Origin of the sequence: Bacillus cereus group sp. MYBK195-1 (assembly GCF_051916605.1) — a bacterium.
GTDB lineage: Bacteria > Bacillota > Bacilli > Bacillales > Bacillaceae_G > Bacillus_A > Bacillus_A cereus.
The window spans coordinates 462,356-485,990 of the sequence record NZ_JBQAGZ010000002.1 but is presented as its reverse complement, the minus strand read 5'-3'; the positions used below and the strand labels follow the sequence as shown (position 1 = coordinate 485,990).

The window sequence follows — 23,635 nt, the reverse complement described above, 5'->3', positions numbered from 1 at the left end:
TTTATTTCACCTCCGCAGTTTCTTGCTGTACAAATGTAACTGTGCCGTTATCAAGTGATGCAATTTCTGCTAGTGATTCAACACGAACGCCTTGTTCACGAAGCTTCTTTCCTCCATCTTGAAATGCTTTTTCAATAACAATTCCAATTCCTGCAATACTCGCTCCAGCTTGCTCTACTAAACTCATTAAACCTAAAGCAGCCTGACCGTTTGCTAAAAAGTCATCGATGATTAATACACGATCATTTTCATCGATATGATTTCGAGATAATGAAATTTCATTTGTTTCTTGTTTTGTAAATGAATATACGTTTGCAACGTACATATTATCTTGTAACGTTAACGATTTACGTTTTCGTGCAAAAATTACTTTTACACCAAGCTCTAATGCAGCCATAACCGCTGGTGCAATGCCTGAAGATTCAATCGTCACGATTTTTGTAATGTTCTCTTCTTTAAAACGTTTAGCAAATTCTTTTCCGATTTCTTGCATAAGTACTGGATCAATTTGATGATTTAAAAAAGCATCTACCTTTAATACGTCACCAGATAAAACCTTTCCTTCGTTCAAAATCTTTTCTTGTAATACTTTCATGTTTGTTCCCCCTCTTATGCAATAAAAAAACTCCAAAAGCCGCCACCACTCGTTACAAGTGAGAGACGCGCTTTTGGAGTTTCGCAAAAAAAGAATGCTAAACAAGCAATTATATTCGTCCTCACTCATAGTCAAAGTATTTACGGTACTTCGGTAGAAACTTGCAGGCCATATCCCCGCGATTATATGAGTGTAGCTAACTATTTATTTTATAGAAGGATTATAACGTACTTTTTATGCTTTGAAAAGCATTTATCAAAAAAACACGTACAAATTTTTAAAAACCACTATTTTTGTTCGAGTTTTGCAAACTCTTTCATTCCCAATTACAACTTCGTTAAAATGATTGGCCCATCTTTTGTAATCGCAATTGTATGCTCATATTGAGCTGATAATTTCCCGTCCATCGTTCGTACAGTCCACCCATTTAAATCTACTTTAGAATATCGCATACCTATATTTACAATCGGTTCAATTGTAATTACCATTCCTTCTTGTAACTGAGGTCCTTGTCCTTGTTTCCCAAAATGAAAAATTGCTGGTTCTTCATGAATCTCTTTACCAATCCCATGTCCCGTAAAGTCTCTTGCGACAGAAAAACCTTCATTTGTTACATAACTTTCAATTGCATAGCCAATGTCTCCTACATGATTACCAATTACCGCCTGATCAATCCCTTTATACAAAGCATTCTCAGCTACTAACAACAACTTTTCTGCTTCATCAGAAACTTTTCCAACTCTATACGTCCAAGCAGAATCTGAAAGACCCCCATTTAAGTTTACTACCGTGTCAATTGTTACAATATTACCCTCAGTTAAAGGAACATCGGCCGGAAACGCATGACACATTTCATCGTTTACAGATGCACATATCGCATATGGATACCCGTTGTAACCTTTCTGTTCAGATGTGGCACCATGCTTTTTTAAATACATTTCAACAAACGTATCAATCTCTTGTGTCGTTATACCTGGCTTTATCATTTTCGCAATTTCTTTATGACATGAAGCAAGTAATTTTCCAGATTCATGCATCAAATCTATTTCATTTTTCGTTTTAATTGTAATCATACTACCTCTACCCTTCCTTGCTAAACCTACTATTTGCTACTAAACTCCTATCATACACACCCTCTACCGAAATTTCAAAACTCTCAATTACAACAAGTAAACAATATGTATCATATATTTCTAAATCAAAATAAAAAAACAGAAGATCCTCTGTTTTTTAATCACGTTTACATATATAGTTCATTTTCAAGAACTCAAAACAACCACCATTTGTTTTCTGTATAAACGTTCCAACCGCTTCAAACCCCACCCTTTTATACACTTTTATCGCTCTCTCATTAAATGTCGCTACTGATAGTGTTATATATTTGCATCCGTATTTTTCTTTGCTAAAAGCTAATCCAGCATTCACGAACTGTAAACCAAATCCATTTCCAGTTATATCAGGCCTCATTCCAAGTCCTATATCAACCGTTCCATTATTTATTTTACAAACCGTAAAGAACCCAATGAGAGTACCATTTTCTTTCACAGAAAACACATGATTCCCTCTACTCTCACCCTCTAAAAACTCAGCTAAATCTTCTTCATCTGCCTCTATATCGTAAAAGGAATATTCCCCTTTATAATGCCAGTTATATGCAATCTCTTCCGCCTCTTCTTGCGTCATTACTGTATATGTATAAACCATCTTCTATCCCCCTATAAAAAAAGCTGCAAGTAAGCAGCTCTTTTTTATAACTCATAAATTCCTTTATACTTCACTTCTAAATAATCTGCTAAGTAATTTGCATTTAACCCTTCGCCTGTTACATCTTCTAAAATTTCAAGTGGCTTTTTCGTTTTACCATACTGGTGAATATGTTCTGTTAACCATTCACGAATTGGTGTTACGTTTCCTTCTTCTAATAATGCATCAAAGTTCGGAATGTCTTTTAACATTCTTTGCTTAAATTGCGCTGCATACATGTAACCAAGCGCATAAGATGGGAAGTATCCAAATGAGCCACCAGCCCAGTGAACATCTTGCAATACACCTTGCGCATCATTTTCCGGACGAATTCCTAAATATGCTTCCATCTTATCATTCCAAGCTGCTGGTAAGTCCTTCACTTGTAATGTACCATCAAATAATTCTTTCTCTAATTCATAACGCACCATAACATGAAGCGGGTATGTAAGCTCATCTGCTTCTATACGAATGAATGACGGCTTCGATTCGTTAATTGCATCATAAAATTCATCGACTGACATATCATCAAATTGACCATTGCTATACTCTTTTAATAAATCATAATTTTTCTTCCAGAATGATTTATTACGGCCGATAAAGTTCTCAAAGAATAACGATTGTGACTCATGAATACCCATAGATGTTCCACTACATAACGGTGTACCTTCAAATTTCTCTGCAATATTTTGTTCATATACAGCATGACCACATTCATGAATTGTTCCAAACACAGCCATGCGGAAATCCTTTTCGTCATAGCGTGTCGTAATACGAACATCCCCTCTATTTAATGTAATCTCGAATGGATGTACTGTTTCATCAAGACGGCCTGCCTCAAAGTCATAATTCAATTGCTTTAATAGTTCTAATGTAAAGTTCTTTTGTTTTTCTTTTGAAAATTTTTCCGATAAAGCACTTGTTTTTAATCCTTTTTTAGACTCAGAGATTTCTTTTACAAGCGGCACGATGCGCTCACGAAGTTGACCAAATACGTGATCTAAAACTTCTACTGTAATACCTGGCTCATACATGTCTAATAATGTATTGTATTTATATGTTTCGTAACCCCAATATGTAATAAATTTCTTTTTAAATTCAACAATTTTTTCTAAGTACGGGCGGAACATTTCGAAATCAGATTTTTCACGAGCTTCTTCCCACACACTCTCTGCTTTCGCTTCTAATTTCACATACGCTTCGTATTCCGCTTGTGGAATTTTCTTATTTCTATCATATTCTTTCCGACACTCTTCAACCATTTTCTTCGTCGTTTCAGAAAGTTTATCTTCACGTATTAAAGCTTCAAGCTCTGTTAAATAGTTCCCCATCTCATCTGAAGTCGACATAGCAAACACTTCGGATGAAAGCATACCAATTACTTCTGAACGTTGATCAACACCTTTTTTAGGCGCCCCTGTTCTTAAGTCCCAAAACATTAAACTTAATGCTTCTCCGTAATTTTGTATCTTCTTCACATATGTTAAAAATTGTTTTTCTACTTCATATGTAGCTACTGTCATTGTATAAAAACCTCCCTTTTCTACCTCAAACTTAATTCGACACGGAAATCTAAATTCCTTTTATAATAGAAAAAAAGCTTGGCAAGCGCCAAGCTTTCTCCTTATAATTCTTTACCTTCTACCGGTAGTACGTTTTTCACCGCTTCTACCACTTTCTCATCTTCTGTATCAGATAAGAAGATTGATATAGCACCTTTATCGTCGCTCGTACGAATTAAACGACCAATCCCTTGACGAAGACGTAAAATCATATATGGTACATCTACATCCCAGAACGGGTCATTCACATGTTTACGCTTCGCTTCAAACACAGGATCGTTTGGAGGGAATGGTAATGACCAAATGATAACATGTGATAATGATGAACCAGGAATGTCTAAACCTTCCCATAAATGAACGGCACAAAGTACAGTCTCTTCTTCATTTTGGAAGCGAGAAACGAGCTGACTAATTTCTTGATCCCCTTCATATAGGAACGGAACTGACATTTGTTCTTTACTTACATATTCTTTAAACGCTGCAAGTTCTTGCGTTGTACGGAATAATACAAGTGTACGTCCGTTTGTTTTCTGTATATTTTCAAGTGTATATTGACACTTTCTTTCCCACTCATTTTCTTTCGTATGCGATAGTAAGTTTACTGCCATTTGCTCTTCATAATCAAATGGTGAGGCAACTGAGAATGATAAGTAATCTTTTACCCCTAGGCTATTTGCTGTAAATGCGAATGAATCGTTATTAGATAATGTAGCAGACGAGAAAATATACGGAATTTTCTTCGAGAATACTTTCTCTTGTAATACTTCTTCTACTGCACGTGGCATAATCACTAACGTGAAGGCTCCATCACCTTCTTCACCCCATGTAATTACATTTTTCTCATGCATGAACAGACGAAGTGAATGCTCTAATACATCTAAATGTTCATCAACGATATTTAAGTCATACGTGTTTACTGTATGCATTTCACTTTCAAATACTAATGCATCACCGACTTCACCAATTTTCGCATAAAGTCGTTTCGCTTCAGCTGTTACTTTTTCTGTCACAGTAATTTCTAAACGATCAGAACCGGCAATTTCTTTTTTGTTTTCTTGTAACACATCAAAGAATCGCTCTGTTTGCCAAATTGTTTCTTCTACTAAATGTGCAAACTCTTCACGAATATCGTTTTGTAATAATCTCGTTAAAAGTTGCTCCATCATCGTTTGCTTTAAACGGTATGTTAAAGCTTTTTGAGCTGCATATTCTACAAGATGTCCTTCATCAAATACAACGCAGCTACTTTCTGGTAATAATGGAATTTGCCCTTCACGCTTTCGAGCATCGTACGTCCAAATATGATCCATATAGAAATCTTGAGAACAAATAATTAAATCTGCTGCTTTACGATAATGTTCACGTGAAAGAGTTTGTCCACAACGATGACGAGAATCACAAGTAAAGCAATCTTGGAAGTAATCCCAATTTACTTTCGACCATTCTTCGTCATTTAAAAGTGGAAATTCTTTTCTGTCACCATAGTGAGTAAAGTTTTGCATCGTACCATGATCGAATACAAACTGTGGTAACTCGTAATATACGTCTTCAATTACTTCTGGAGCTCGTCCACTCATAACATCTTCAAGTTTACGTAAGCATAAATAATTATCCATTGATTTTGCAAGCCTTACATCAACAGATAAGCCTAACGCTTCAGATAATTTCGCAATGTCTCCTTCTTCTTTCACAAGCTGCTCAATTAACGTTTCATCTGCACAAGCAATAATAGCTGGTTTTCCAGTATAACGCGCGTAACAAATTGCATATAGAAGATATACAATTGTTTTCCCTGTTCCTACACCAGCTTCTGCGAACATAACTTTCTTTTCTTGGAAAGCACGCTCTAACTGAAACGCCATAAAAATTTGTTCATCACGCTCTTCAAAGCCTTTTTCCGGAAGGATGTCGTAAAACACATCTCCAATCCACTCATTCAACTTATCATAAAAATTATCTTGTTTTCCTACTTCAAATGGTAATCTCTTCTCAGTAAACATCCTTAGCCTCCAACCAAAAAGTTTTTCTATAAAAAGATAATAGCAACTGCTACGCATATGTGTGCAGCTACTTTCCCCTGTTGCCATACATATAAATACACGAAAAAAAATTTTCCTTTCGAAAAAGGAAAATTTTCTTCTATATTAATGACTTTAAATACCTTTTATCAATCGCTGTTTCATGTGAAAGAGCTGACAAATATTCTTCTTGTGCTTTTTGTATTTCATCTACAATTGCATCTTGACTATCCACTTCTTTTCCGAGCTCATCATACGTACGGTGAATAGCTTTTTGAATCATTGATAATTGGAAATTATCCATATCACTTCCTCCTTTACGCATTACATAATAGCCAGTATATGCGCGCTGGAGGAGTTTTATACTATGAATTACGCGGTGGACGTTTTCCGAAGTATTGGTAGTAATCTGTACGGATAAATCCGTTAAACAGTTTACGCTTCTTCGACGCATCTTTTCCGTAACACTTCTCAAATGCTTCATAGCTTGTTAATACATACGCTGACCATGTATCTAATGGGCGGAATACTTGTCCCATTTCTTTATACAGTTGTTCAACGAGTGCTTTTTCACTTAAACGTTCTCCGTATGGAGGATTCGTTACAACGTAGCCATAATCCTCTTTTGTTGTGAAATCTTTTACTTGCATTTGTTTAAATGTAATTAAATCACCTAAGCCTACTTCTTCTGCGTTATCTTGAGCAACTCGAATCATACGATGATCAATATCCGATCCAATGATTTGTAATCGTTGATCATAGTTCGCTAAATCTTCAGCTTCTTGACGAGCTTCACGCCAGTTTTGTTTACCTACCCAGCCCCACTCGTCAGATGCGAAACCACGGTTAAATCCTGGTGCAATGTTTTGTCCAATTAATGCTGCTTCAATCGGAATTGTACCTGATCCACAGAATGGATCAACAAATGGACGATCTGGCTTCCAGTTTGTTAATTTAATTAAAGAGGCAGCTAATGTTTCTTTTAACGGAGCTTCCCCTTGATCCATACGGTATCCACGTTTATGAAGTCCAACACCGCTCGCATCAATTGTTAATGTTGCAATATCCTTGAGCATTGCAATCTCGATACGGAATAACGGACCATCTTCTTCAAACCAAGTTGTACGTTTATATGTTGTTTTTAATTTTTCAACGACAGCTTTTTTAACGATACGTTGGCAATCCGAAACACTGAATAATTCAGATTTTAAAGATTTACCGATAACAGGGAATTCGCCATTCTCTGGAATATAATCTCCCCAGTTTAATGCTTTCGTTTTTTCAAATAGCTCATCAAATGTTGTTGCTTTAAATTCGCCAACTTTAATTTTTACACGGTCCGCAGTACGTAACCATAAATTCGTGCGACAAATCGCCTTTTCATCTGCTTCAAATGTTACTTTGCTGTTTTCTACTTGACATTCATAACCAAGATCGCGAACTTCTCGGGCAACTAACGCTTCAATACCCATTGCCGCTGTTGCAATTAAAGTAACTTTTCCCATTTGCATTCACCTCTTATGTATATTCAAACAATAATTAATAGCAATTGGTCCTATTAATCATTACATTTTACGAAAAATTTTCTCATTAACCATTTTAACTCATACTTTATAACTTCATACAAATAAAAAGCCCTCCTCTAACAAAGGAGAGCTGAGTTATTTCATAGTTGGTTCATAACGTTCTGTAAGCCATGTTCTGTTCCTTTGTACTACAAACGGCCCACGCCTCGTACTCCGGTGGCAATCATCTATCTACAGGTTATAAAACCTGTCCTTTCCCGTCGTTCATTTCCTTGGAAAAGATTCCCCTACCATTATTTGGGTTTCTCGCTCGTGGGGTTTACCTCGTTCCACTCCTATCATTTCTTCAAGGACTTCGTCACTGTGGCACTTTAAAGGTAGTCAAACCATATCCGAAAGGACTTAGGTTTTTTCCCTGCCGTTAAACCAGCCTTACAGCCAGAATACCCTAGCTTATGAATTGGCTAGGCACGAACACTACAGCCATCTCAGGCCGTGCGAGCATGGACTTTCCTCTACAACGTTGGCGTTGCAGCGATTACCCAAACGTTATGACATCCATTAGTATAGTGGAAACAAAAAGATTTTGCAACGTTTTTTTCTATGTAAAATGCTTAAACCTTTTCCCACCTTACATCATTCGTATAACTTACTTCCAAATACAGCTTTTTCTAAGTTAGATAAGCGTTTTAAAATATCCGTATTCGTGTTGTTATAAACTGGTTGTGCAACTGGTGTTTGTACAGGTTGTTGTGGAACTTGCGTTACTGCTAGTTTTTGTTCCTCTAATTCACGCTTTAAACGAGCATTTTGTTGCTTTAATTGCTCAAACTCTTTGTGGAAAGCTTCATAGTCTTTAATGATCATATCAAGAAACTTGTCTACTTCTTCTTGCTGATAACCTCTCATACCTGTTTTAAATTCTTTTTCTAAAATATCTTTCGCTGTTAATTTAATTTTATCCGAAATCATTTTCTTCACCTCAAATTTTTACCAAAACTTTCATTAACTAAATTTTTTCAGAAACAATGCTTTTTGTCAATCATATATACGAGTACTATATTACATATTTACTCTGCATTATTCCACTGTTCCTCTTCTATTATATCTTGTAAATCAGAAAAAAGAATGAAATAACTGTGATAATTTTCTATTTCTCCTTTTTTCTTTGCTGCTTCTACAATATATTTGGGACTTCCTGGTTTTTCTTCATCGTATACCGCTAAAAGCGCATCACTTTTTTCAATAAAAAATTGATTTTTTAATTTAAATTGCTCTGGACTTTCATACTTCCGTTTCGTGATACTATCAACATGGTCTGCTTGAGAAAGGATAAATTCGTAATATTCACGATTATCTTCTTTCCAATTTTCTTCTTGTTCTAAAAACGGAGTGAATACCGCTAATTTTAAATCTGGATATTCTACTTGAATTTCAAAAACAACTTCAGCAGCCCATAATTCTACACCTAATTGGCCGCTTATTATAACCCACTCTAAACCATCTTCTACAAAATTGGTTAATTTACGGTGTAACGCTTTCTTTATACACTCCACCCCTGGATGATCATTTTTAAATATTCCAAGTTCAAATGGCTTATATCCTGTTACTGCAATAACTTTCATATCAACACTCCAATTACAAAAAAAGAACTAGCATTTCGCTAGTTCTAACATATCATTTACTTTTTAAATATTCCACCAACGTTTGGTCCGATATTTGGACCTACTGGTGATACATTGTTTGGTAAAAACGGTGATACATTTGGTCCTGGTCCAAACGGTGATACATTCGGTCCTGGCCCAAATGGAGATATTTGATGACCGTGGTGGTGGTGATGATGACCATGACCACACGGTCCACATCCGCCGCCGAATCCTGGATCGATTGGGTCCACAACATTTACATTTGAATTTGTTTGCGGGAAGAAGTTTTGGTTTTTAATTTGTTGATGATGTACATGTGTTGTATGTGTTGGGAAAATGTGTGGCACCACCGTTGTTGAAAAAGAGTGTGTTACGCATTGTTTCGTCGGATGAATGACAGGAGCAGTCGTACAAATAGGTCCTGTAGGCTTATGCCCTCCAAAGCAAGGATGACAATGATGCATAGTTTTTTCTCTCCTCTCTCGTTAAAAAAATCTGATTACACTTTACAGTATGAGAAAAGAGAGAAAGCCGTTTGTTATATATACCCATTTATTACAAGGAAATTTGTCTAGTCCTTTATTTCATTTACATTGTTTTTATAGACAATCCTTCAACATCACTTACCAAAAAAGCCTCCAACTTGCTTTACAATACCTGTCACTTGATTCATCGCATTCATCATTTGTCCAGCTGTATTCATCATTTTATTTACATCATAGTTACCATCTGATGTTTTAAATTGAGAAACAAAACTAGAAAACTGACTTGGCTGTTGTTGCTTTTGCTTACCCTGCGTCGGGTACGGTTGTTTTGGTGGATAAAACATCGCTTGTTGATTAGCATACGGCGATGGTGGTGGCATATAATATTGCGAATTCATATAAGGCTGCTGCTGTTGTGGTTGTTGAACTTGACTCACATAAGGTTGTTGCTGTTGTGGTTGTTGAGCTTGATTCATAAAGGACACTTCAAACGGTTGATAATAATTTTGATTTCCATAATAAGGCTCGAAAGGATACATATTATACCGTAAATATGTATCCGTATTATATTGGTACATATTTTGCTGTGCATATGGATTCGTTTGCTGATATACGTTAGGTTGTTGAAACATGCATTCTCTCCTCCTTCACATAAGTTTCTACATATATAATATGTACCTATAAAATAATATGTGTGATGGAATATATGTCTATTTTTGTCGGAAGTTTAAATTTTTAAAAAATTAAAAAAGAAAACCCTTCCATGCTATGATAATTAAGAAGAAGATTCTCATGGGGGAGGAATCAACATGGTATTAGGGGATTTAAAACAAGCGTTTTCTCAAAAAAAGGGGTATTGCACAGAGAATGCAAATGAATTATTAGACTTTGCGAGACATTGGTATCTCGAAGGAAAAATATGCATATCAGATTATCGAACATTAATAAAAGAATTAGAAATAAACGGCGCAACAAAACCTACAACAATGACAGAAGCATAAAAATAACAAGAGGGCTCTCCCTCTTGTTATTTACATTGCTCAACTATATTTTGCAAAGTATACGAAATGGCTTGGTGTGTTTCAAAGAATCGTTTACCTTTACCTTTATTTACAAAGCATTGCAACACATTCGTTTGTAAATTATCGTATACTTGATCAATTTGCTGTACATGTATATACTTTGGCTTTTCTTCTTTAATCCACGTATAAGCTAATTCTTTCCACTTCTTTAATTCCTCATCTACCATATCTACAAACGGTTTCATATCCTTATAAAAGTCGTATTCAGTTAGTTCTCTTTTTTTTACATTCGCTTCATTATTATACTGCATGAGTTTTTCTGAAGACTGTATTAATGCTTCATTCTTCATTTCTTTCCCACCTTATTATGCACTCACTACGACGTTTTGAAATGTCTTTACCCAATTCCCTTTCTCTTCGTGATGCACTAATTTATTTTCCATATGTTCAATATGCATTTCTGTTATTTCTATTTTATTGCATATTTTTTCACTCGCATCCTTTAATGCATGATTCATTCTAATCCCTATATTCATTTCCAGCAAATCGAGAGAACTTAACATTTGATCCATTTTTTTCATTACATCTTCCTTCTGAACCATCGCCATATACAAAACGCCTCCTTCTTTGCTTTTCCTTTGTCATGTAATTTCGCCGAATGATTCACCACTCCTGCCCACATGACAAAACTAGTTGTTATTCGTCAAAGAAATCATTTCGTATGTCATTTATAGAAATGGTAACAATACAAAAAGGAGGTGTATTACAATGGCAAAGAACAAAAATGAAAAAAAGAAAAACCAAAACAAACAACAAAATAAACCCGAGACTGGCAATCCAAAGCTAGATGGTCCAAACTTCCCTGCTACATAAAGCGAGACTTTATTACGAACATTTAAATTTCAAATCATCCTTAATCTCCTACTAGCATTACGTTTTGAAATTAAAGTTGTAGCACGCATAGCAGGATTTTTTCAAATTAAGAAGTCCCGTCTTCAAAATGGAAGACGGGACTTCTTTTTTATTATATCATGAACTCATCGATCCTTTTAGCAAAACGGTTTACGATAGATAGCCTATAGATTTGTTCTCTCTTTCTTCTATACCATTCTGTTATATTAACTTCCCCTTTAGGTTCTTCAAGTACAAATAGCACATTCATTTTCATATTTGCACAAAACCAATCTCTCATTTTTATTTCTTCATGTAAAATAACAGGATAAATATCTCTAAGTGTTGGCGTATAAGACTTTCGAGTTTCCTTTGCGTAAACTTCATAATCTTCTCTAGACCCAGTATGTGTAGTTTGCAGTGCAAACTTATAAAACGAACCATTATAAATTGGATGAAACAATAACCATGCTAATTTTTTTCCTAGTTCTATACGCTGTTGTAACGTTTCAAATTGATAAACCGAAAATCCATACATTCTCCCTTCAATTGTTGGGAAGATAACTGCACTAATATGAAGTCTTTCTTGTACTTTAAAAAGTGCAGTATGGAATACATGTTTTTTAAAATATGTGTTCTCAATGACTGGTTTTTGAATTTTATTTTGTTCATTTATAATAAGCGCTGTCATAAGTCTATTCATATCTCTTCTTTCCCAGAAAAGTAACCATTCTTTTTCCATAAAAATTGATACGTTGAAATATTGCAACAAATAAAAGAAAGGTGCACGTCTCTTCTTACTTTCCTCATACAATAATAACTGAGGAAATGCATCTAAAAAAATAATCCAATTAGCCTGTTCGTACAGAAGAAATAAATGTTTTTTTACCGTTCTAGGTAAAACAGTAGCATAATATCTCCCTTCTAAATCAGTCATATTCCAGCCCGCATTTCTCGAAACCATACTCGCTAAAAAGGCCCACCTGATTTCACTATTTCTTAAATAATATTCTTGATAAGATTGTGTCCGAGAAATATTGTCCACATTAGCTATTTCTGTTTTCTTTTTAATATTGTGAATGATTGCTTTTTCTTCCTCTGTACAAAAATTTTTTTCTCGATTTTGTTCAATTTTCATATAATCATTCCATGTAAACATAAATAAGTCATCATACCTTTCATCAAAAAGGTCACATCTTTTTTCATTTTTTGATATAATCACCTTTGTAAGTAATTCTTAGCAAGTTGGGGGTGGACACACTATGACCATTCGTTACCCAAATGGAAAAAGGTATAATCAAGCTTCACAACCTCAAAAAACACCTATAAAAACACATACTTATAGTAATAGAGGTATGTCCCTTGAAGAGGAATTGAATGAAACAAATCAATATTACTTAACCCATAATATTGCATGTGTACATAAAAAGCCTACACCTCTTCAAATTGTAAAAGTAGATTACCCCGCTCGAAGTGCTGCAGTGGTAAAAGAAGCGTATTTTAAACAACCTTCTACAACAGATTACAACGGTGTATACAAAGGGAAATACATCGATTTTGAAGCAAAGGAAACCAAAAATAAAACTAGTTTCCCACTTCAAAACTTCCACCTTCATCAAATTGAACATATGAAGCAAGTGGTTGCTCATAATGGAATTGCATTTGTTATTATTAAATTTACACTTTTTGATGAATTTTATTTACTAGATGCAAAACATATTATTGCATTTTGGAATCGTCAAAATACTGGTGGACGCAAGTCGATTACGAAAGAAGAAATAGAAGAGCATGGATCCTTATTATCATGCGGTTATCACCCTCGGATTGACTATATCCGTGTACTAGACATGGTTTATTTTTCGTGATAGAGTCATCACTAAGGCTCTTTTTTCGACTTTTGGGGGAGAGAATGAAAGGTAGGAGAAAGTATAATGTCAGATAATTATCGTTCTCGTACAGAACGAAATCATGTGAAAAATCAAGAGAAAAAAACACATAAAGAAGAAAAACCAAAGAAAAAAGGCTCCTTTTTCAAGAAATTCCTTATAGGTTGTCTACTTCTTGGTATCGTTGGTCTTGTAGCCGGCGTTTCCGCTTTCTTTGTTATGGTAAAGGACGCTCCAAAATTAGACAAATCCAAACTTGTTAATCCTTTATCAACAAAGTTTCTCGATAAAAACGGAAATTTCTTCTATGAATACGGTGCTGAAAAACGAACACATGTTACTTATGATCAAATTCCAAAAGTAGTTGAAAATGCATTTCTTGCAACTGAGGATTCGCGTTTCTATGATCATAATGGAATTGATTTTAAACGAACTACAAAAGCAGTTATGGAAAATGTCACTGGTGGTTTCGGTTCCCAAGGTGGTAGTACGATTACACAGCAAGTCGTTAAAAACTACTTTCTAACGATGGACAAAACTGCTAAAAGAAAAGTGCAAGAATGGTACTTATCTTACAAATTAGAGCAACAATACTCTAAACATGAGATTTTAGAAATGTACTTAAATAAGATTAATTTAGGTAACCGTTCATACGGTATTGCGACAGCAGCGCAAAAATATTATGGTAAAGATTTAAAAGACTTGCAATTACATGAAGCTGCTATGCTCGCTGGTTTACCCCAAGGTCCAAACATTTATGATCCAACAAAAAAGGAAAATGTTGAACGAGCAACAAATCGTCGTAATGTCGTATTATCATTAATGAATCGACATGGTTATATAACAAAAGAAGAAATGAATAACGCCGTTAAGATTCCAGTAACTGAGGGCCTTCAACCGTCTTCAGAAGTAACTGAGATGAAGTATCAAGCATTTTTAGATGCGGTTGTAAAAGAAGTTGAAAAAGAATATCCTGATGTAAATATCGGTTCAGATGGTTTAACGATTCATACAACACTTGATCAAGATGCTCAAGATTACGCCGACAAAATTATGGATGGCAATCTTATTAAGTATCCGGACGATCAATTCCAAGGGTCATTCGTATTTATGGATACACAGTCTGGAGAAGTTCGAGCAATTGGTGCTGGACGTAAAGAAAGTAAGTCTACTTTCAAAGGTCATAATATGGCAACTGATTTAAAACGCCAAGTTGGTTCAACAATGAAACCAATTTTCGACTACGGTCCGGCAATTGAAAATTTACAATGGTCTACATACCATCAATTAAACGACTCAGAGTATACGTATTCCAATGGTAAGAAAATACAAAATGCAACAAAGAGTTACAAAGGTGACGTTTCACTACGTGAAGCTTTGAAAAAGTCATTAAACATTCCAGCTTTAAAGACAGCACAAACAGTTGGTCTTAATAAGTCAAAAGAATTTGCTGAAGGTTTAGGCATGACCTTTAAAGAAGGAAAAGTCTACGAATCAACAGCAATCGGTAGTAACGATAGTTCTCCATTAGAAGTAGCAGGTGCATATGCAACCTTTGGTAATAGTGGTAACTATAATAAACCACACTTCGTAAAAGAAGTAACCTTCCCGGACGGGAAAAAGAAAAGCTTTAAACCGAAAGAACATCGCGCAATGCAAGACTATACAGCTTATATGGTTACTGACGTTCTTCGTGACGTAGTAAAACCTGGTTCTGGTGGTACAGGTCCAACAGCATACGTTTCAGGTGTTGACGTAGCAGGTAAAACAGGAACACAAAACTTTGATGAATCAGTTCTTCAAAAATATGACATCCCAGCTGATGCAAACAGAGATAGCTGGTTTGCTGGATATACGCCACAATACACAATGGCTGTTTGGACCGGTTACGAAAAAGATGGTCCAAAAAATTATGTTAGCGATCGCTCCACTAGAATTGCACAGCAAATGTTCCAAGTAATGATGAGCAAATTCGCTACAGATAAATCACGCTTTGAACGTCCTTCTTCTGTACAAGAAATAAACGGAGAGTTATACGTAAAAGGTGCGAAAAAAGATGCAATTAAACAAATTAAAGTAGATGCCCCTAGTGGTCTGAATGTCACTTTTGATGGCGCTAGCACAGTTACACTAAACTGGTCTGGACCAGCAGAAGTTGATGCATATGCAGCCAGCTATAAAGCAACTGACGGTTCAAGTGGTAGCCTATCAATAAGTGGTACGACAGCTACTCTTGGTGGTATTAAACCAGGTGTTACTTACAGCTTCTCTGTAGTAGCGAAAAAAGGCACTGGAACAAGCCCAGCAGTTGGTGCATCTTTCACTGCGCCTGGCGGAACTCCAGATGCGAAAAAAGCTGAAGAAGAGGCTAAGAAAAAGGCCGATGAAGAAGCTAAGAAAAAAGCTGATGAGGAAGCCCAGAAAAAAGCTAATGAAGATAAAGTAAAACAAGAAGAAGCTAAGAAAAAAGCTGATGAAGAAGCTAAGAAACAACAAGAACAACAGCAGCAACAACAACAAGAACAACAACGCAAACAGCAAGAAGAAGCTCAAAAGAAAGCTGATGAAGAAGCTAGAAGAAAAGCTGAAGAAGAAGCTAAGAAAAAAGCTGAAGAAGAAGCTAAGAAGAAAGCTGAAGAAGAGGCCAAGAAAAAAGCTGAAGAAGAGGCCAAGAAACAACAAGAACAGCAACACCAAAATACCGGAGGAGATACACCTCACGCAGACGGTACTGTTGTTACAACAGAGTCCTAATATAGAAAAAAGAAGTCCGTTTCTCTTAACGAGAAGCGGACTTCTTTTTTGTTATCATTCTCTTTACATACAGCTTTTCTATTTCGATATACAACTGCGCTAATTGAATATAAGAATGATAATTACTCGGTTTCTTTATAATGAATGAATATCTTTCCATAAAATTAACAGGTTGCACTTTTAATTTATTCGTATTTATTTGCATTTCATTCAAACTATGAACAGGTTGTTCATTTAGCCAATAGACAACCGATAACAAGTGAGCTGCAAAAAGAATCATTGGTCCCTCAGCCTCTTGCTTATTTCTATTTCGAAACAGTATAGCAATGTCTTCATGCTTATTTTTCCATACATTCAACATCACTGGAATGCTGTTTTCAATTTCCTTCCATGGCTCATACTGTCTTTCAATATCAAATATAAAGTAAGTATTTTGTATTATCTCTTCAAAAGAATTGTCTGTATGATACTTAATTAAATTTATACTTTCTTCAAAAAATGGTAAACAGTGAAATTCTTTCGGTATTTCTATAACTCGCTCCATCCTTTATTTCACCTTCATTCGCTTCTTTCCTTCACGACATACTTCTAACAGTCTGCACTCCTCACATTGCGGTCGTTGTGCTTTACAGTGATAACGTCCAAAGAAAATCATACGATGATGTGTAACTCCCCACTCATCCATCGGTACTTTCTTCATTAATGTTTTTTCTACTTCTAACACAGAGTCTTTCCATCTACACATAGCTAATCGTTTACTCACTCGCTCCACATGTGTATCAACAGCAATTGCCGGAATTCCAAACGCTACGGAAACTACAACATTTGCTGTTTTTCTCCCTACTCCTGGTAATTTCGTCAACTCGTCACGGTCTTCTGGAACTTTTCCATTGTAATCATCCAGCAACATCTGACATAATTTTTGAATGTTTTTTGCTTTATTTCTATACAACCCAATAGAACGTATATCTTGTTGTAACTCTTCTAAAGATACACTTAAATAATCTTCTGGTGTTTTATATTTTTGAAATAAATTTTTCGTCACTTTATTTACAAGTGCATCTGTACATTGTGCAGATAGTGCTACCGCGATTACTAATTCAAAAGAATTCTCATGAATTAATTCACAATGTGCTTCTGGATACATATCCGCCATTGTGTCTAAACAATAGCGAATTTGTGTTTTATTTAACATATACTTCCTCCTATATTACTGCTCCAACCAATTATAAAAAGGCACTTTTCCAGTAAATTTCGTCTCTTGTTTTGTCATTTGTTGTGCCCTTTGTTGATTCGCTCTAAATTTTTGACCTTGATTTTGAGCCTGATCTACCGTTTTAATTCCATTCTTTTTCCACTCAAATAAAATACGATCAATATATCGGAAATTTAGTTTTCCACTCATTACAGCTTCTCTAAGAGCCGCTTGAATTAAATTTGGATGATGTTGATCTTGGTCCTCCCACATCCCTAACGTTTCACATTCGAACGGCGAAAGTGGTCTTCCAAATTCTTTTTCAAATACTGTATATAAATTTACTTGTAGCTGTTTTTTTTCTTTTTGCTCTTCCTCTATTGATTCATCCATTAAGAAATGTAATATTTTTTCCCATAACGGTTGTAAAGAATAACTTTCGCACATCATCGCTTCTGATCTTTGTCCACCTTCTAGTGATAAAAAACCTTTTTGAATCAACGTCTGAATTACTTCCATACATTTCATTTCCGTTATCGTCATCCGTTCAGAAATCTCTGAAGGAGTCGGAAACGAATTACCTGATTCTAAAAATGTGTGTACATGAAGTACAACCATAAATTCCGTCTCATTTAAACCTAATTTTTTATAATGCATCATAAGCAATTTTGGAATTGCAATGCTTCCCTGCTCAAACCACTGTAACATCATTTTCTTTTTCATCACCAAACACCTCGCTCTCTAGTATAACACACCTTTAGCTATTTCTTTTTGCCACAATCCGTCAAAAAAACCTCCCCATTAATAGGGAGGTTTTTTATATTACATGAATGAAATATAAAATTAAGCTTGCACTTTACTTTTCATAAATGTATGGATGCGCTCTAATGCTTTCTCTACTTGTTCAAGAGATGTCGCATATGATAAACGAACATTATTTGGAGCACCAAATCCTGTACCTGGTACAAGAGCCACTTTTTCCTCTTCTAATAGAGCTTTTGCCCAATCATCAACTGTTGCATATCCTGATAAAGCTACAGCTTCTTTTACGTTAGGGAATAAGTAAAATGCACCTTGCGGTTTAATACAAGTAAAGCCAGGGATTTGAATTAATTTATCATAAATGATGTTTAATCTCTCTTCAAAGGCTTGACGCATTGTTTCCACAGGTTCTTGTGAGCCTGCGTATGCCGCAATTGCGCCGTATTGAGCGATTGAAGTAGGGTTTGACGTACTATGACTCGCTAAGTTCGTCATCGCTTTAATAAGCTGCTTATTTCCTGCAGCATATCCAATACGCCATCCTGTCATAGAATGAGATTTAGATACACCATTAATAATAAGTGTTTGTTCTTTTAATGCATTAGAAAGCTGGGCAATTGAAGTATATTCTACGCCACCATAAATTAATTTTTCATAAATTTCATCAGAAACGATTAAAATATCATGTTCTAAACATACTTCTCCAAGCTGTTGTAATTCTTCTTTGCTATAAATCATTCCTGTTGGATTGCTCGGTGAATTAATAATAACTGCTTTCGTTTTCTCTGTAATTGCCTCACGCAGCTGCTTTGCTGTAATTTTGTACTCATTGTCTTCTAAACCTTCTACATAAACCGGCTTACCGCCAGCAAGCTTTACTTGCTCTGGATAGCTTACCCAGTAAGGAGTTGGGATGATAACTTCATCTCCCTCATCAAGTAATACTTGGAATAATGTATATAATGCATGCTTTGCACCATTACATACAATAATTTCAGATGGATCATACGCAATACCTTGATCGCGAGTAAATTTCTTCACAATTTCTTGTTTTAACGATTGTAATCCACCTGTTGGTGTATACTTCGTATGCCCTTCTAACATCGCTTTATGTGCAGCATCCATAATATGCTCTGGTGTATTAAAGTCAGGTTCCCCTGCCCCTAATGCAATTACATCATGACCCTCTGCTTTTAATGCTTGTGCCTTTGCTGTAATTTCTAAAGTTGAAGACGGTGTTAAAGCAGCTACTCGCTTTGCTAATTTCATTTGTAGTTCCCCCTACATCTATTTTTCAATGCTATATCGTCTTAAAAATTTTCCATCTTTAAATTCAAGATAGTAATAACTATAACGATTGTCATCATCAATATATGTAACTTCCCATAGTGGTACATCATTTTCAAAGCCTAATTTCACTTTCATAATCTCTTTCGGCTTACTTTTTGATTCCTTACTTTCATTGCCGACTTGCTCTATTGTTCTTTGTATAGCCTCTTTTTCAGAAATACCTTCGCTCTTTTTCCTTACTACAGTATCCCCTTTTTTCTCAGGCACCCAAACGATAAGTTGTTCTCCCTTTTCATCTGTACCTTGCACGACTATATATGCAGATTTTCCGTTGTAATAATCAACAGATTTCACCTTTGTAAGCTTTGCTTTTTCTTTAGCAATTTCTACAAATTTCGACTCTTTTGGAATTTTCTTTCCCATCGCTTTATTATAAACATACGCCCCATATATTCCGCTAGCAACGATAACAATAATGATTGCAAAGATCCACTTTTTCATTGTATCACTACGTTCTGTAAATCGTAAATACAGCTGTTTCTTTATCTTTTTCGTCTAATGCTAGTCCGAACATGAGGTCCTGCTCTTTTAACGTACGATTTAAACTATCAACAATTTTATACAAATCCGACGAATATTTAATACGCGTCGTTGATAGTACTTCGATTTTCTTATCCATGAAAAAACTCCTCCGTTACACAAAAATTTCTAATTATAGAAGAACGCAATGCGGTTACAATAAGAGTACATTCTTTACAACCCCTGCTTCATCACCCATCTATTATAGCAGGACATGTACAGCAAAAAAAGGTTTCAAGTCGAAAACCAACACATTTTGTATACAAGAAGTAAGAAAAATAAAATTCCTCCTACCCACATTTTTTACGCCTGAAGTTTATAAGTACTTCAGGCGTATTTTTCTTCTATTTTTATTCATTTGGTGGTTCTTCTAATTGTACTAACAATTCTTCTAATGGCCCTTCATAAAGAGGTACGTTAGGAATCGATTGTAGAAATCGTTTTCCATAGGAAGAACTCGTCAAACGACGATCTAACACTACTACCGTTCCTGTATCTGTATTCGTTCGAATTAAGCGGCCGAATCCTTGTTTGAAACGTAATATTGCTTGTGGGAGCGCTAATTTAGTGAATACATCTTCACCTTGATTTTTTAGCCACTCACCTTTCGCTTCCATCATCGGCTGATGAGGAGGTGTAAATGGTAGACGGACTATAACAAGACAACTTAAGGCATCTCCAGGAATATCTATTCCTTCCCAGAAACTGCTCGTCCCTAATAAAATTGATTTGTCGAACTCTTGAAACTTTCGAATTAAGCGGCTTCGACTTCTATTATTCACACTTTGGGTCAGTAATAAATACCCCTCTAATTCATCATTATTTTTTAAATTCGCATACGCTTCTTTTAACATTTCATACGAAGTGAATAAAACGAGCATTCTGCCTTTTGTGGCTTTCGCTATCTTTACAATATGTTCCGATACAGATTCAATATATCGCTCATTACTTACTTGCTTAATAAAAGGTACATCCGTTGACACCATTAATTTCATCTGTTCATCATAACGAAATGGCGACGGAACCTTTAAAGTATTTGGAGCGAAATCATGTAAACCAAGTTCCTCTTTTATATAATCAAACGTATCGTTAACTGTTAGTGTTGCGGATGTAAAAATAACACTCTTTTTTTCTGTTAAAAATTCATCAGCAAATCTTTCACCAATATGAACAGGCTGTGCATATAGAACTGTTGAATGAATCGTCCCTTTCGTTTCAGTCTCCATCCAAGTTACATACGAATTCTTTTCTAATACGAGTAACTGTAATGATTCTGCCATCTTTCTCAGCAACTCAATTAAATGCATAAATTCACCTGTTACAACATGCATCTCCCATTCTAACTTACTTTGCAATATATCCACTTGCTTCTCAAGAGCAGTTACTACCCTTCTTAATTCATATATAAAACGATTTGTTAATTCGACGATACTATCCCACAACTTACCTTTTTCTAGTTCTGCGTTATACCTATAGATGAGCGGCATATTATTCGTTCCTTGCTCTTGCTTTGTTTGTTTAAATATAAAAGTACGTAACATTTGGAAGAGTTCATCCGCATCAAACTTAAGTTCCTTCAAACTATAACTTATCATACGGAAAGTTGAACGAGATGCTTGCTCTGATTTTTTCATCATTTTATATACTTTGGAGAGTACATCTTCTGTTTCTAGCGTCCCAAGACGAGATATAACCAATTGAAAATACATACAAGAGAACTGTTCACCCAATGTTCTACTCGCAGCTTCTTCAATATGGTGAGCTTCATCAAAAATAATATGTTCGCATGAAGCAAACAACGGTTCTTCACTTGAAAAATCTTGAAATAATAACGCATGATTTGTAATAACGATATCTGCAAATAAAGCTTTATTCTTCGCTCGCTGGTAAAAACAACGACTAAACCAATTACTTTGCATACCGCCTGGACTATACGCATCGCTACAAATACGATTCCAAAGTAACTTTCCGCCCTCAGGAATATTTAATTCGTCTCGATCACCTGTTTCAGTTTTCAATAGCCAAACTAAAATCTTCGCCTTCGTAAGTGCCATATCATAATTTTTTTCTTCCTCTTGCAAAGCATACTCAAATTTATGTAAGCATAAATAATGCTTTCTTCCTTTTAGAAGAGCTGCCTCAAATGAAAATGGCATTATTTTTTGTAATAACGGAATTTCTTTTTCTAATATTTGTTGTTGGAGTTGTACCGTTTGTGTACTTATAATGACAGGTTCTTCTTTTCTCTTTGCAAAATAAAGACTAGGAAGCAAATAAGCGAGAGTCTTTCCTGTTCCTGTACCCGCTTCAATTAGTGAAAAACGAGAATCTCTTAACGCCGTATATATCTCTTTCATCATCAGTTGTTGACTTTCTCTTCTTTCAAACTTTGGCATATGTGATTCCAATTTATCCATCGTTTTATTCAAGAAAGCATCAAACTTTGATGAACACATTTCTCCAAGGTTTAAGGAATAGTTCCGCTTTTTCAGCGCAATATTTCGATGTATTTCATACTCCGTTATATCTTCTTTACCGTGCATTACTTTCTTTAAAATATTTTCAGAAAGCACATCAGCTATATCGCTTTGGAACACATCACTTAATTCATAAAGCGATTGCAACGTGACAAGTGGTAACTTTTCAATTTCATTTAAAAATTGTAAAAATAATTCCGCTGTTGCAAGAGCATCACTATCCGCACGATGTGGTTGATTGTGTTCTAGTTCATGCTTCTTAGCTAAATCACGTAATTTATAACTATCGGCTGTCGGCAAAAGAATTTGAGCCAATTCAACCGTATCGATTTTCGGACAATGTATTTCTGTATATCCAGCTTGCCTTAATTCTTCATTTAAAAAATTCCAATCAAAGTGAACATTATGCGCAACGAAAGCCGCACCTTGTAATAGCTCAACAATCATCGGGGCTACATCTTGAAATAACGGGGCTTGTTTTACAAGACTTTCATCAATCCCTGTTAATTCTGTAATAAATGGTGGGATCTCTCTCTTTGGGTTAACAAAAGACGAAAAAATCTCCAATATCTCTCCATCTTCTACTACAACAGCTGCAATTTGGGTAATTTTATCCTTCCCATCTTTCCAGGAGTTCCCTGTCGTCTCTAAATCAACAACGACATAACGCTTACTCATATATGTAACACCTCAATTTCTTACCTTTCAAACAACAATAATTTATATAATGTTACTATACCACGTTTTATCTCATCTTAATGAAAAGATGCACAAAAAAGCTATCTCCGCAATAGAGATAGCCTTTCTACTTATAATATCGTACTCGCTTTTTCAGCACCTAACATTTCAATAATTTGATTATTATCGTCTAATACTGCAATTTTTGGTTCTTGTTTATGAATCTCTTCTTCCGTAACTAGCCCATAACAAATAATAATTACTTTGTCCCCTGGTTGTACAAGCCTTGCCGCAGCACCGTTTAAACAAACAACACCACTACCGCGTTCCCCTTTAATAACGTATGTCTCTAAGCGAGCACCATTATTATTATTTACAATTTGGACTTTTTCGTTTTCTACAATATTTACTACATCCATTAAGTCTTCATCAATTGTAATACTACCTACATAATTTAAATTTGCCTCCGTTACAGTTGCACGATGTAACTTTGCTCTCATCATTGTGCGAAACATAGATGCTCCCC

General features: G+C 35.4%; 26 protein-coding genes, 1 other RNA gene and 1 riboswitch. Of the genes, 4 read left to right on the top strand and 23 right to left on the bottom strand.

Features of this window, described 5'->3' with window-relative positions:
- Position 1: 1 nt before the first annotated feature.
- The 12 genes from ACTFRY_RS12220 to ACTFRY_RS12165 all read right to left on the bottom strand — a co-directional run bounded on the left by ACTFRY_RS12220 (position 2) and on the right by ACTFRY_RS12165 (position 10,207).
- Positions 2 to 595, bottom strand: a complete 594-nt coding sequence (locus ACTFRY_RS12220) for a xanthine phosphoribosyltransferase (RefSeq protein ID WP_000866483.1) — start codon at positions 593 to 595, stop codon at positions 2 to 4.
- Between the two features lie 108 nt (positions 596 to 703).
- Positions 704 to 805, bottom strand: a riboswitch (purine riboswitch).
- Positions 806 to 921: 116 nt separating this feature from the next.
- Positions 922 to 1,668 carry a type I methionyl aminopeptidase gene (locus ACTFRY_RS12215; protein WP_000628415.1) on the bottom strand — a complete coding sequence of 249 codons (747 nt, stop codon included), beginning with the start codon at positions 1,666 to 1,668 and terminating at the stop codon, positions 922 to 924.
- Positions 1,669 to 1,825: 157 nt separating this feature from the next.
- Positions 1,826 to 2,299, bottom strand: a complete 474-nt coding sequence (locus tag ACTFRY_RS12210; RefSeq protein ID WP_098616272.1) for a GNAT family N-acetyltransferase — start codon at positions 2,297 to 2,299, stop codon at positions 1,826 to 1,828.
- Positions 2,300 to 2,343: 44 nt separating this feature from the next.
- A complete protein-coding gene (ypwA, locus tag ACTFRY_RS12205; protein ID WP_000215070.1) occupies positions 2,344 to 3,861 on the bottom strand; it encodes a carboxypeptidase in 1,518 nt (505 codons plus the stop codon).
- Positions 3,862 to 3,962: 101 nt separating this feature from the next.
- Positions 3,963 to 5,900 (bottom strand): ATP-dependent DNA helicase, encoded by a 1,938-nt coding sequence (locus ACTFRY_RS12200; RefSeq protein WP_000493699.1) that lies wholly within the window; start codon positions 5,898 to 5,900, stop codon positions 3,963 to 3,965.
- Positions 5,901 to 6,039: 139 nt separating this feature from the next.
- Positions 6,040 to 6,222, bottom strand: coding sequence for a DUF3921 family protein (locus tag ACTFRY_RS12195; protein ID WP_000368569.1), 183 nt, complete (start codon positions 6,220 to 6,222; stop codon positions 6,040 to 6,042).
- A gap of 61 nt (positions 6,223 to 6,283) precedes the next feature.
- Positions 6,284 to 7,423: a THUMP domain-containing class I SAM-dependent RNA methyltransferase gene (locus ACTFRY_RS12190; protein ID WP_000521224.1), complete on the bottom strand. Its 1,140-nt coding sequence runs from the start codon at positions 7,421 to 7,423 to the stop codon at positions 6,284 to 6,286.
- 180 nt (positions 7,424 to 7,603) lie between these two features.
- An RNA gene (gene rnpB / locus ACTFRY_RS12185) (RNase P RNA component class B) lies at positions 7,604 to 7,994 on the bottom strand.
- A gap of 86 nt (positions 7,995 to 8,080) precedes the next feature.
- Positions 8,081 to 8,416 (bottom strand): cell division regulator GpsB, encoded by a 336-nt coding sequence (gene gpsB / locus ACTFRY_RS12180; protein ID WP_000622431.1) that lies wholly within the window; start codon positions 8,414 to 8,416, stop codon positions 8,081 to 8,083.
- Positions 8,417 to 8,514: 98 nt separating this feature from the next.
- Positions 8,515 to 9,069, bottom strand: coding sequence for a DUF1273 domain-containing protein (locus tag ACTFRY_RS12175; RefSeq protein ID WP_000862912.1), 555 nt, complete (start codon positions 9,067 to 9,069; stop codon positions 8,515 to 8,517).
- A gap of 56 nt (positions 9,070 to 9,125) precedes the next feature.
- The gene (locus ACTFRY_RS12170; protein WP_000546270.1) at positions 9,126 to 9,554 is read right to left on the bottom strand and encodes a CotD family spore coat protein; all 429 of its coding nucleotides are present in this window, start codon (positions 9,552 to 9,554) and stop codon (positions 9,126 to 9,128) included.
- 155 nt (positions 9,555 to 9,709) lie between these two features.
- Positions 9,710 to 10,207, bottom strand: coding sequence for a YppG family protein (locus ACTFRY_RS12165; protein ID WP_086408957.1), 498 nt, complete (start codon positions 10,205 to 10,207; stop codon positions 9,710 to 9,712).
- A gap of 177 nt (positions 10,208 to 10,384) precedes the next feature.
- Between ACTFRY_RS12165 and ACTFRY_RS12160 the strand changes: the two genes are divergently transcribed.
- On the top strand, positions 10,385 to 10,576 hold the full coding sequence (locus ACTFRY_RS12160; protein ID WP_000242652.1) for a YppF family protein: 192 nt from the start codon (positions 10,385 to 10,387) through the stop codon (positions 10,574 to 10,576).
- A 26-nt stretch (positions 10,577 to 10,602) separates the two neighbouring features.
- Here the strand turns inward: ACTFRY_RS12160 and ACTFRY_RS12155 are convergent, their stop codons facing one another.
- Positions 10,603 to 10,947: a YppE family protein gene (locus tag ACTFRY_RS12155; RefSeq protein WP_000786940.1), complete on the bottom strand. Its 345-nt coding sequence runs from the start codon at positions 10,945 to 10,947 to the stop codon at positions 10,603 to 10,605.
- Positions 10,948 to 10,962: 15 nt separating this feature from the next.
- The gene (locus ACTFRY_RS12150) at positions 10,963 to 11,205 is read right to left on the bottom strand and encodes a hypothetical protein (RefSeq protein WP_001252036.1); all 243 of its coding nucleotides are present in this window, start codon (positions 11,203 to 11,205) and stop codon (positions 10,963 to 10,965) included.
- An 85-nt stretch (positions 11,206 to 11,290) separates the two neighbouring features.
- Here ACTFRY_RS12150 and ACTFRY_RS12145 point away from each other — a divergent pair, with 85 nt between their 5' ends.
- Positions 11,291 to 11,470: a hypothetical protein gene (locus tag ACTFRY_RS12145; protein ID WP_001987054.1), complete on the top strand. Its 180-nt coding sequence runs from the start codon at positions 11,291 to 11,293 to the stop codon at positions 11,468 to 11,470.
- Positions 11,471 to 11,621: 151 nt separating this feature from the next.
- On the opposite strand, the gene ACTFRY_RS12140 is transcribed toward ACTFRY_RS12145, so the two are convergent.
- On the bottom strand, positions 11,622 to 12,647 hold the full coding sequence (locus tag ACTFRY_RS12140; protein ID WP_098616273.1) for a DUF2515 domain-containing protein: 1,026 nt from the start codon (positions 12,645 to 12,647) through the stop codon (positions 11,622 to 11,624).
- 103 nt (positions 12,648 to 12,750) lie between these two features.
- Between ACTFRY_RS12140 and recU the strand changes: the two genes are divergently transcribed.
- Both recU and ACTFRY_RS12130 read left to right on the top strand, forming a co-directional pair.
- The gene (gene recU, locus ACTFRY_RS12135) at positions 12,751 to 13,353 is read left to right on the top strand and encodes a Holliday junction resolvase RecU (RefSeq protein WP_000155598.1); all 603 of its coding nucleotides are present in this window, start codon (positions 12,751 to 12,753) and stop codon (positions 13,351 to 13,353) included.
- 66 nt (positions 13,354 to 13,419) lie between these two features.
- Positions 13,420 to 16,128 carry a PBP1A family penicillin-binding protein gene (locus tag ACTFRY_RS12130; RefSeq protein WP_098616274.1) on the top strand — a complete coding sequence of 903 codons (2,709 nt, stop codon included), beginning with the start codon at positions 13,420 to 13,422 and terminating at the stop codon, positions 16,126 to 16,128.
- A 25-nt stretch (positions 16,129 to 16,153) separates the two neighbouring features.
- Here ACTFRY_RS12130 and ACTFRY_RS12125 read toward each other — a convergent pair whose 3' ends face one another.
- The 8 genes from ACTFRY_RS12125 to panD all read right to left on the bottom strand — a co-directional run bounded on the left by ACTFRY_RS12125 (position 16,154) and on the right by panD (position 23,624).
- Positions 16,154 to 16,672: a YpoC family protein gene (locus ACTFRY_RS12125; RefSeq protein ID WP_016117494.1), complete on the bottom strand. Its 519-nt coding sequence runs from the start codon at positions 16,670 to 16,672 to the stop codon at positions 16,154 to 16,156.
- Between the two features lie 3 nt (positions 16,673 to 16,675).
- Positions 16,676 to 17,323, bottom strand: a complete 648-nt coding sequence (nth, locus tag ACTFRY_RS12120) for an endonuclease III (RefSeq protein WP_098616275.1) — start codon at positions 17,321 to 17,323, stop codon at positions 16,676 to 16,678.
- A 15-nt stretch (positions 17,324 to 17,338) separates the two neighbouring features.
- On the bottom strand, positions 17,339 to 18,046 hold the full coding sequence (gene dnaD, locus ACTFRY_RS12115) for a DNA replication protein DnaD (RefSeq protein WP_000728552.1): 708 nt from the start codon (positions 18,044 to 18,046) through the stop codon (positions 17,339 to 17,341).
- Between the two features lie 120 nt (positions 18,047 to 18,166).
- Positions 18,167 to 19,354 carry an aspartate transaminase AspB gene (gene aspB / locus ACTFRY_RS12110; RefSeq protein WP_000761560.1) on the bottom strand — a complete coding sequence of 396 codons (1,188 nt, stop codon included), beginning with the start codon at positions 19,352 to 19,354 and terminating at the stop codon, positions 18,167 to 18,169.
- A gap of 18 nt (positions 19,355 to 19,372) precedes the next feature.
- Positions 19,373 to 19,876 (bottom strand): cell wall elongation regulator TseB-like domain-containing protein, encoded by a 504-nt coding sequence (locus ACTFRY_RS12105; protein WP_000758739.1) that lies wholly within the window; start codon positions 19,874 to 19,876, stop codon positions 19,373 to 19,375.
- Between the two features lie 7 nt (positions 19,877 to 19,883).
- Positions 19,884 to 20,054, bottom strand: a complete 171-nt coding sequence (locus ACTFRY_RS12100) for a YpmA family protein (protein ID WP_000358352.1) — start codon at positions 20,052 to 20,054, stop codon at positions 19,884 to 19,886.
- Between the two features lie 250 nt (positions 20,055 to 20,304).
- Positions 20,305 to 23,109, bottom strand: a complete 2,805-nt coding sequence (dinG, locus tag ACTFRY_RS12095; RefSeq protein WP_098616276.1) for an ATP-dependent DNA helicase DinG — start codon at positions 23,107 to 23,109, stop codon at positions 20,305 to 20,307.
- A gap of 131 nt (positions 23,110 to 23,240) precedes the next feature.
- A complete protein-coding gene (gene panD, locus ACTFRY_RS12090; RefSeq protein ID WP_098616277.1) occupies positions 23,241 to 23,624 on the bottom strand; it encodes an aspartate 1-decarboxylase in 384 nt (127 codons plus the stop codon).
- Positions 23,625 to 23,635: the final 11 nt, after the last annotated feature.

Excerpts from the sequence above, each read along its gene's own strand:
- ACTFRY_RS12220 (WP_000866483.1), bottom strand. The coding sequence starts at position 595 with ATGAAAGTATTACAAGAAAAGATTTTGAACGAAGGAAAGGTTTTATCT.
- ACTFRY_RS12215 (WP_000628415.1), bottom strand. The coding sequence starts at position 1,668 with ATGATTACAATTAAAACGAAAAATGAAATAGATTTGATGCATGAATCT.
- ACTFRY_RS12210 (WP_098616272.1), bottom strand. The coding sequence starts at position 2,299 with ATGGTTTATACATATACAGTAATGACGCAAGAAGAGGCGGAAGAGATT.
- ypwA (WP_000215070.1), bottom strand. The coding sequence starts at position 3,861 with ATGACAGTAGCTACATATGAAGTAGAAAAACAATTTTTAACATATGTG.
- ACTFRY_RS12200 (WP_000493699.1), bottom strand. The coding sequence starts at position 5,900 with ATGTTTACTGAGAAGAGATTACCATTTGAAGTAGGAAAACAAGATAAT.
- ACTFRY_RS12195 (WP_000368569.1), bottom strand. The coding sequence starts at position 6,222 with ATGGATAATTTCCAATTATCAATGATTCAAAAAGCTATTCACCGTACG.
- ACTFRY_RS12190 (WP_000521224.1), bottom strand. The coding sequence starts at position 7,423 with ATGGGAAAAGTTACTTTAATTGCAACAGCGGCAATGGGTATTGAAGCG.
- gpsB (WP_000622431.1), bottom strand. The coding sequence starts at position 8,416 with ATGATTTCGGATAAAATTAAATTAACAGCGAAAGATATTTTAGAAAAA.
- ACTFRY_RS12175 (WP_000862912.1), bottom strand. The coding sequence starts at position 9,069 with ATGAAAGTTATTGCAGTAACAGGATATAAGCCATTTGAACTTGGAATA.
- ACTFRY_RS12170 (WP_000546270.1), bottom strand. The coding sequence starts at position 9,554 with ATGCATCATTGTCATCCTTGCTTTGGAGGGCATAAGCCTACAGGACCT.
- ACTFRY_RS12165 (WP_086408957.1), bottom strand. The coding sequence starts at position 10,207 with ATGTTTCAACAACCTAACGTATATCAGCAAACGAATCCATATGCACAG.
- ACTFRY_RS12160 (WP_000242652.1), top strand. The coding sequence starts at position 10,385 with ATGGTATTAGGGGATTTAAAACAAGCGTTTTCTCAAAAAAAGGGGTAT.
- ACTFRY_RS12155 (WP_000786940.1), bottom strand. The coding sequence starts at position 10,947 with ATGAAGAATGAAGCATTAATACAGTCTTCAGAAAAACTCATGCAGTAT.
- ACTFRY_RS12150 (WP_001252036.1), bottom strand. The coding sequence starts at position 11,205 with ATGGCGATGGTTCAGAAGGAAGATGTAATGAAAAAAATGGATCAAATG.
- ACTFRY_RS12140 (WP_098616273.1), bottom strand. The coding sequence starts at position 12,647 with ATGTTTACATGGAATGATTATATGAAAATTGAACAAAATCGAGAAAAA.
- recU (WP_000155598.1), top strand. The coding sequence starts at position 12,751 with ATGACCATTCGTTACCCAAATGGAAAAAGGTATAATCAAGCTTCACAA.
- ACTFRY_RS12130 (WP_098616274.1), top strand. The coding sequence starts at position 13,420 with ATGTCAGATAATTATCGTTCTCGTACAGAACGAAATCATGTGAAAAAT.
- ACTFRY_RS12125 (WP_016117494.1), bottom strand. The coding sequence starts at position 16,672 with ATGGAGCGAGTTATAGAAATACCGAAAGAATTTCACTGTTTACCATTT.
- nth (WP_098616275.1), bottom strand. The coding sequence starts at position 17,323 with ATGTTAAATAAAACACAAATTCGCTATTGTTTAGACACAATGGCGGAT.
- dnaD (WP_000728552.1), bottom strand. The coding sequence starts at position 18,046 with ATGAAAAAGAAAATGATGTTACAGTGGTTTGAGCAGGGAAGCATTGCA.
- aspB (WP_000761560.1), bottom strand. The coding sequence starts at position 19,354 with ATGAAATTAGCAAAGCGAGTAGCTGCTTTAACACCGTCTTCAACTTTA.
- ACTFRY_RS12105 (WP_000758739.1), bottom strand. The coding sequence starts at position 19,876 with ATGAAAAAGTGGATCTTTGCAATCATTATTGTTATCGTTGCTAGCGGA.
- ACTFRY_RS12100 (WP_000358352.1), bottom strand. The coding sequence starts at position 20,054 with ATGGATAAGAAAATCGAAGTACTATCAACGACGCGTATTAAATATTCG.
- dinG (WP_098616276.1), bottom strand. The coding sequence starts at position 23,109 with ATGAGTAAGCGTTATGTCGTTGTTGATTTAGAGACGACAGGGAACTCC.
- panD (WP_098616277.1), bottom strand. The coding sequence starts at position 23,624 with ATGTTTCGCACAATGATGAGAGCAAAGTTACATCGTGCAACTGTAACG.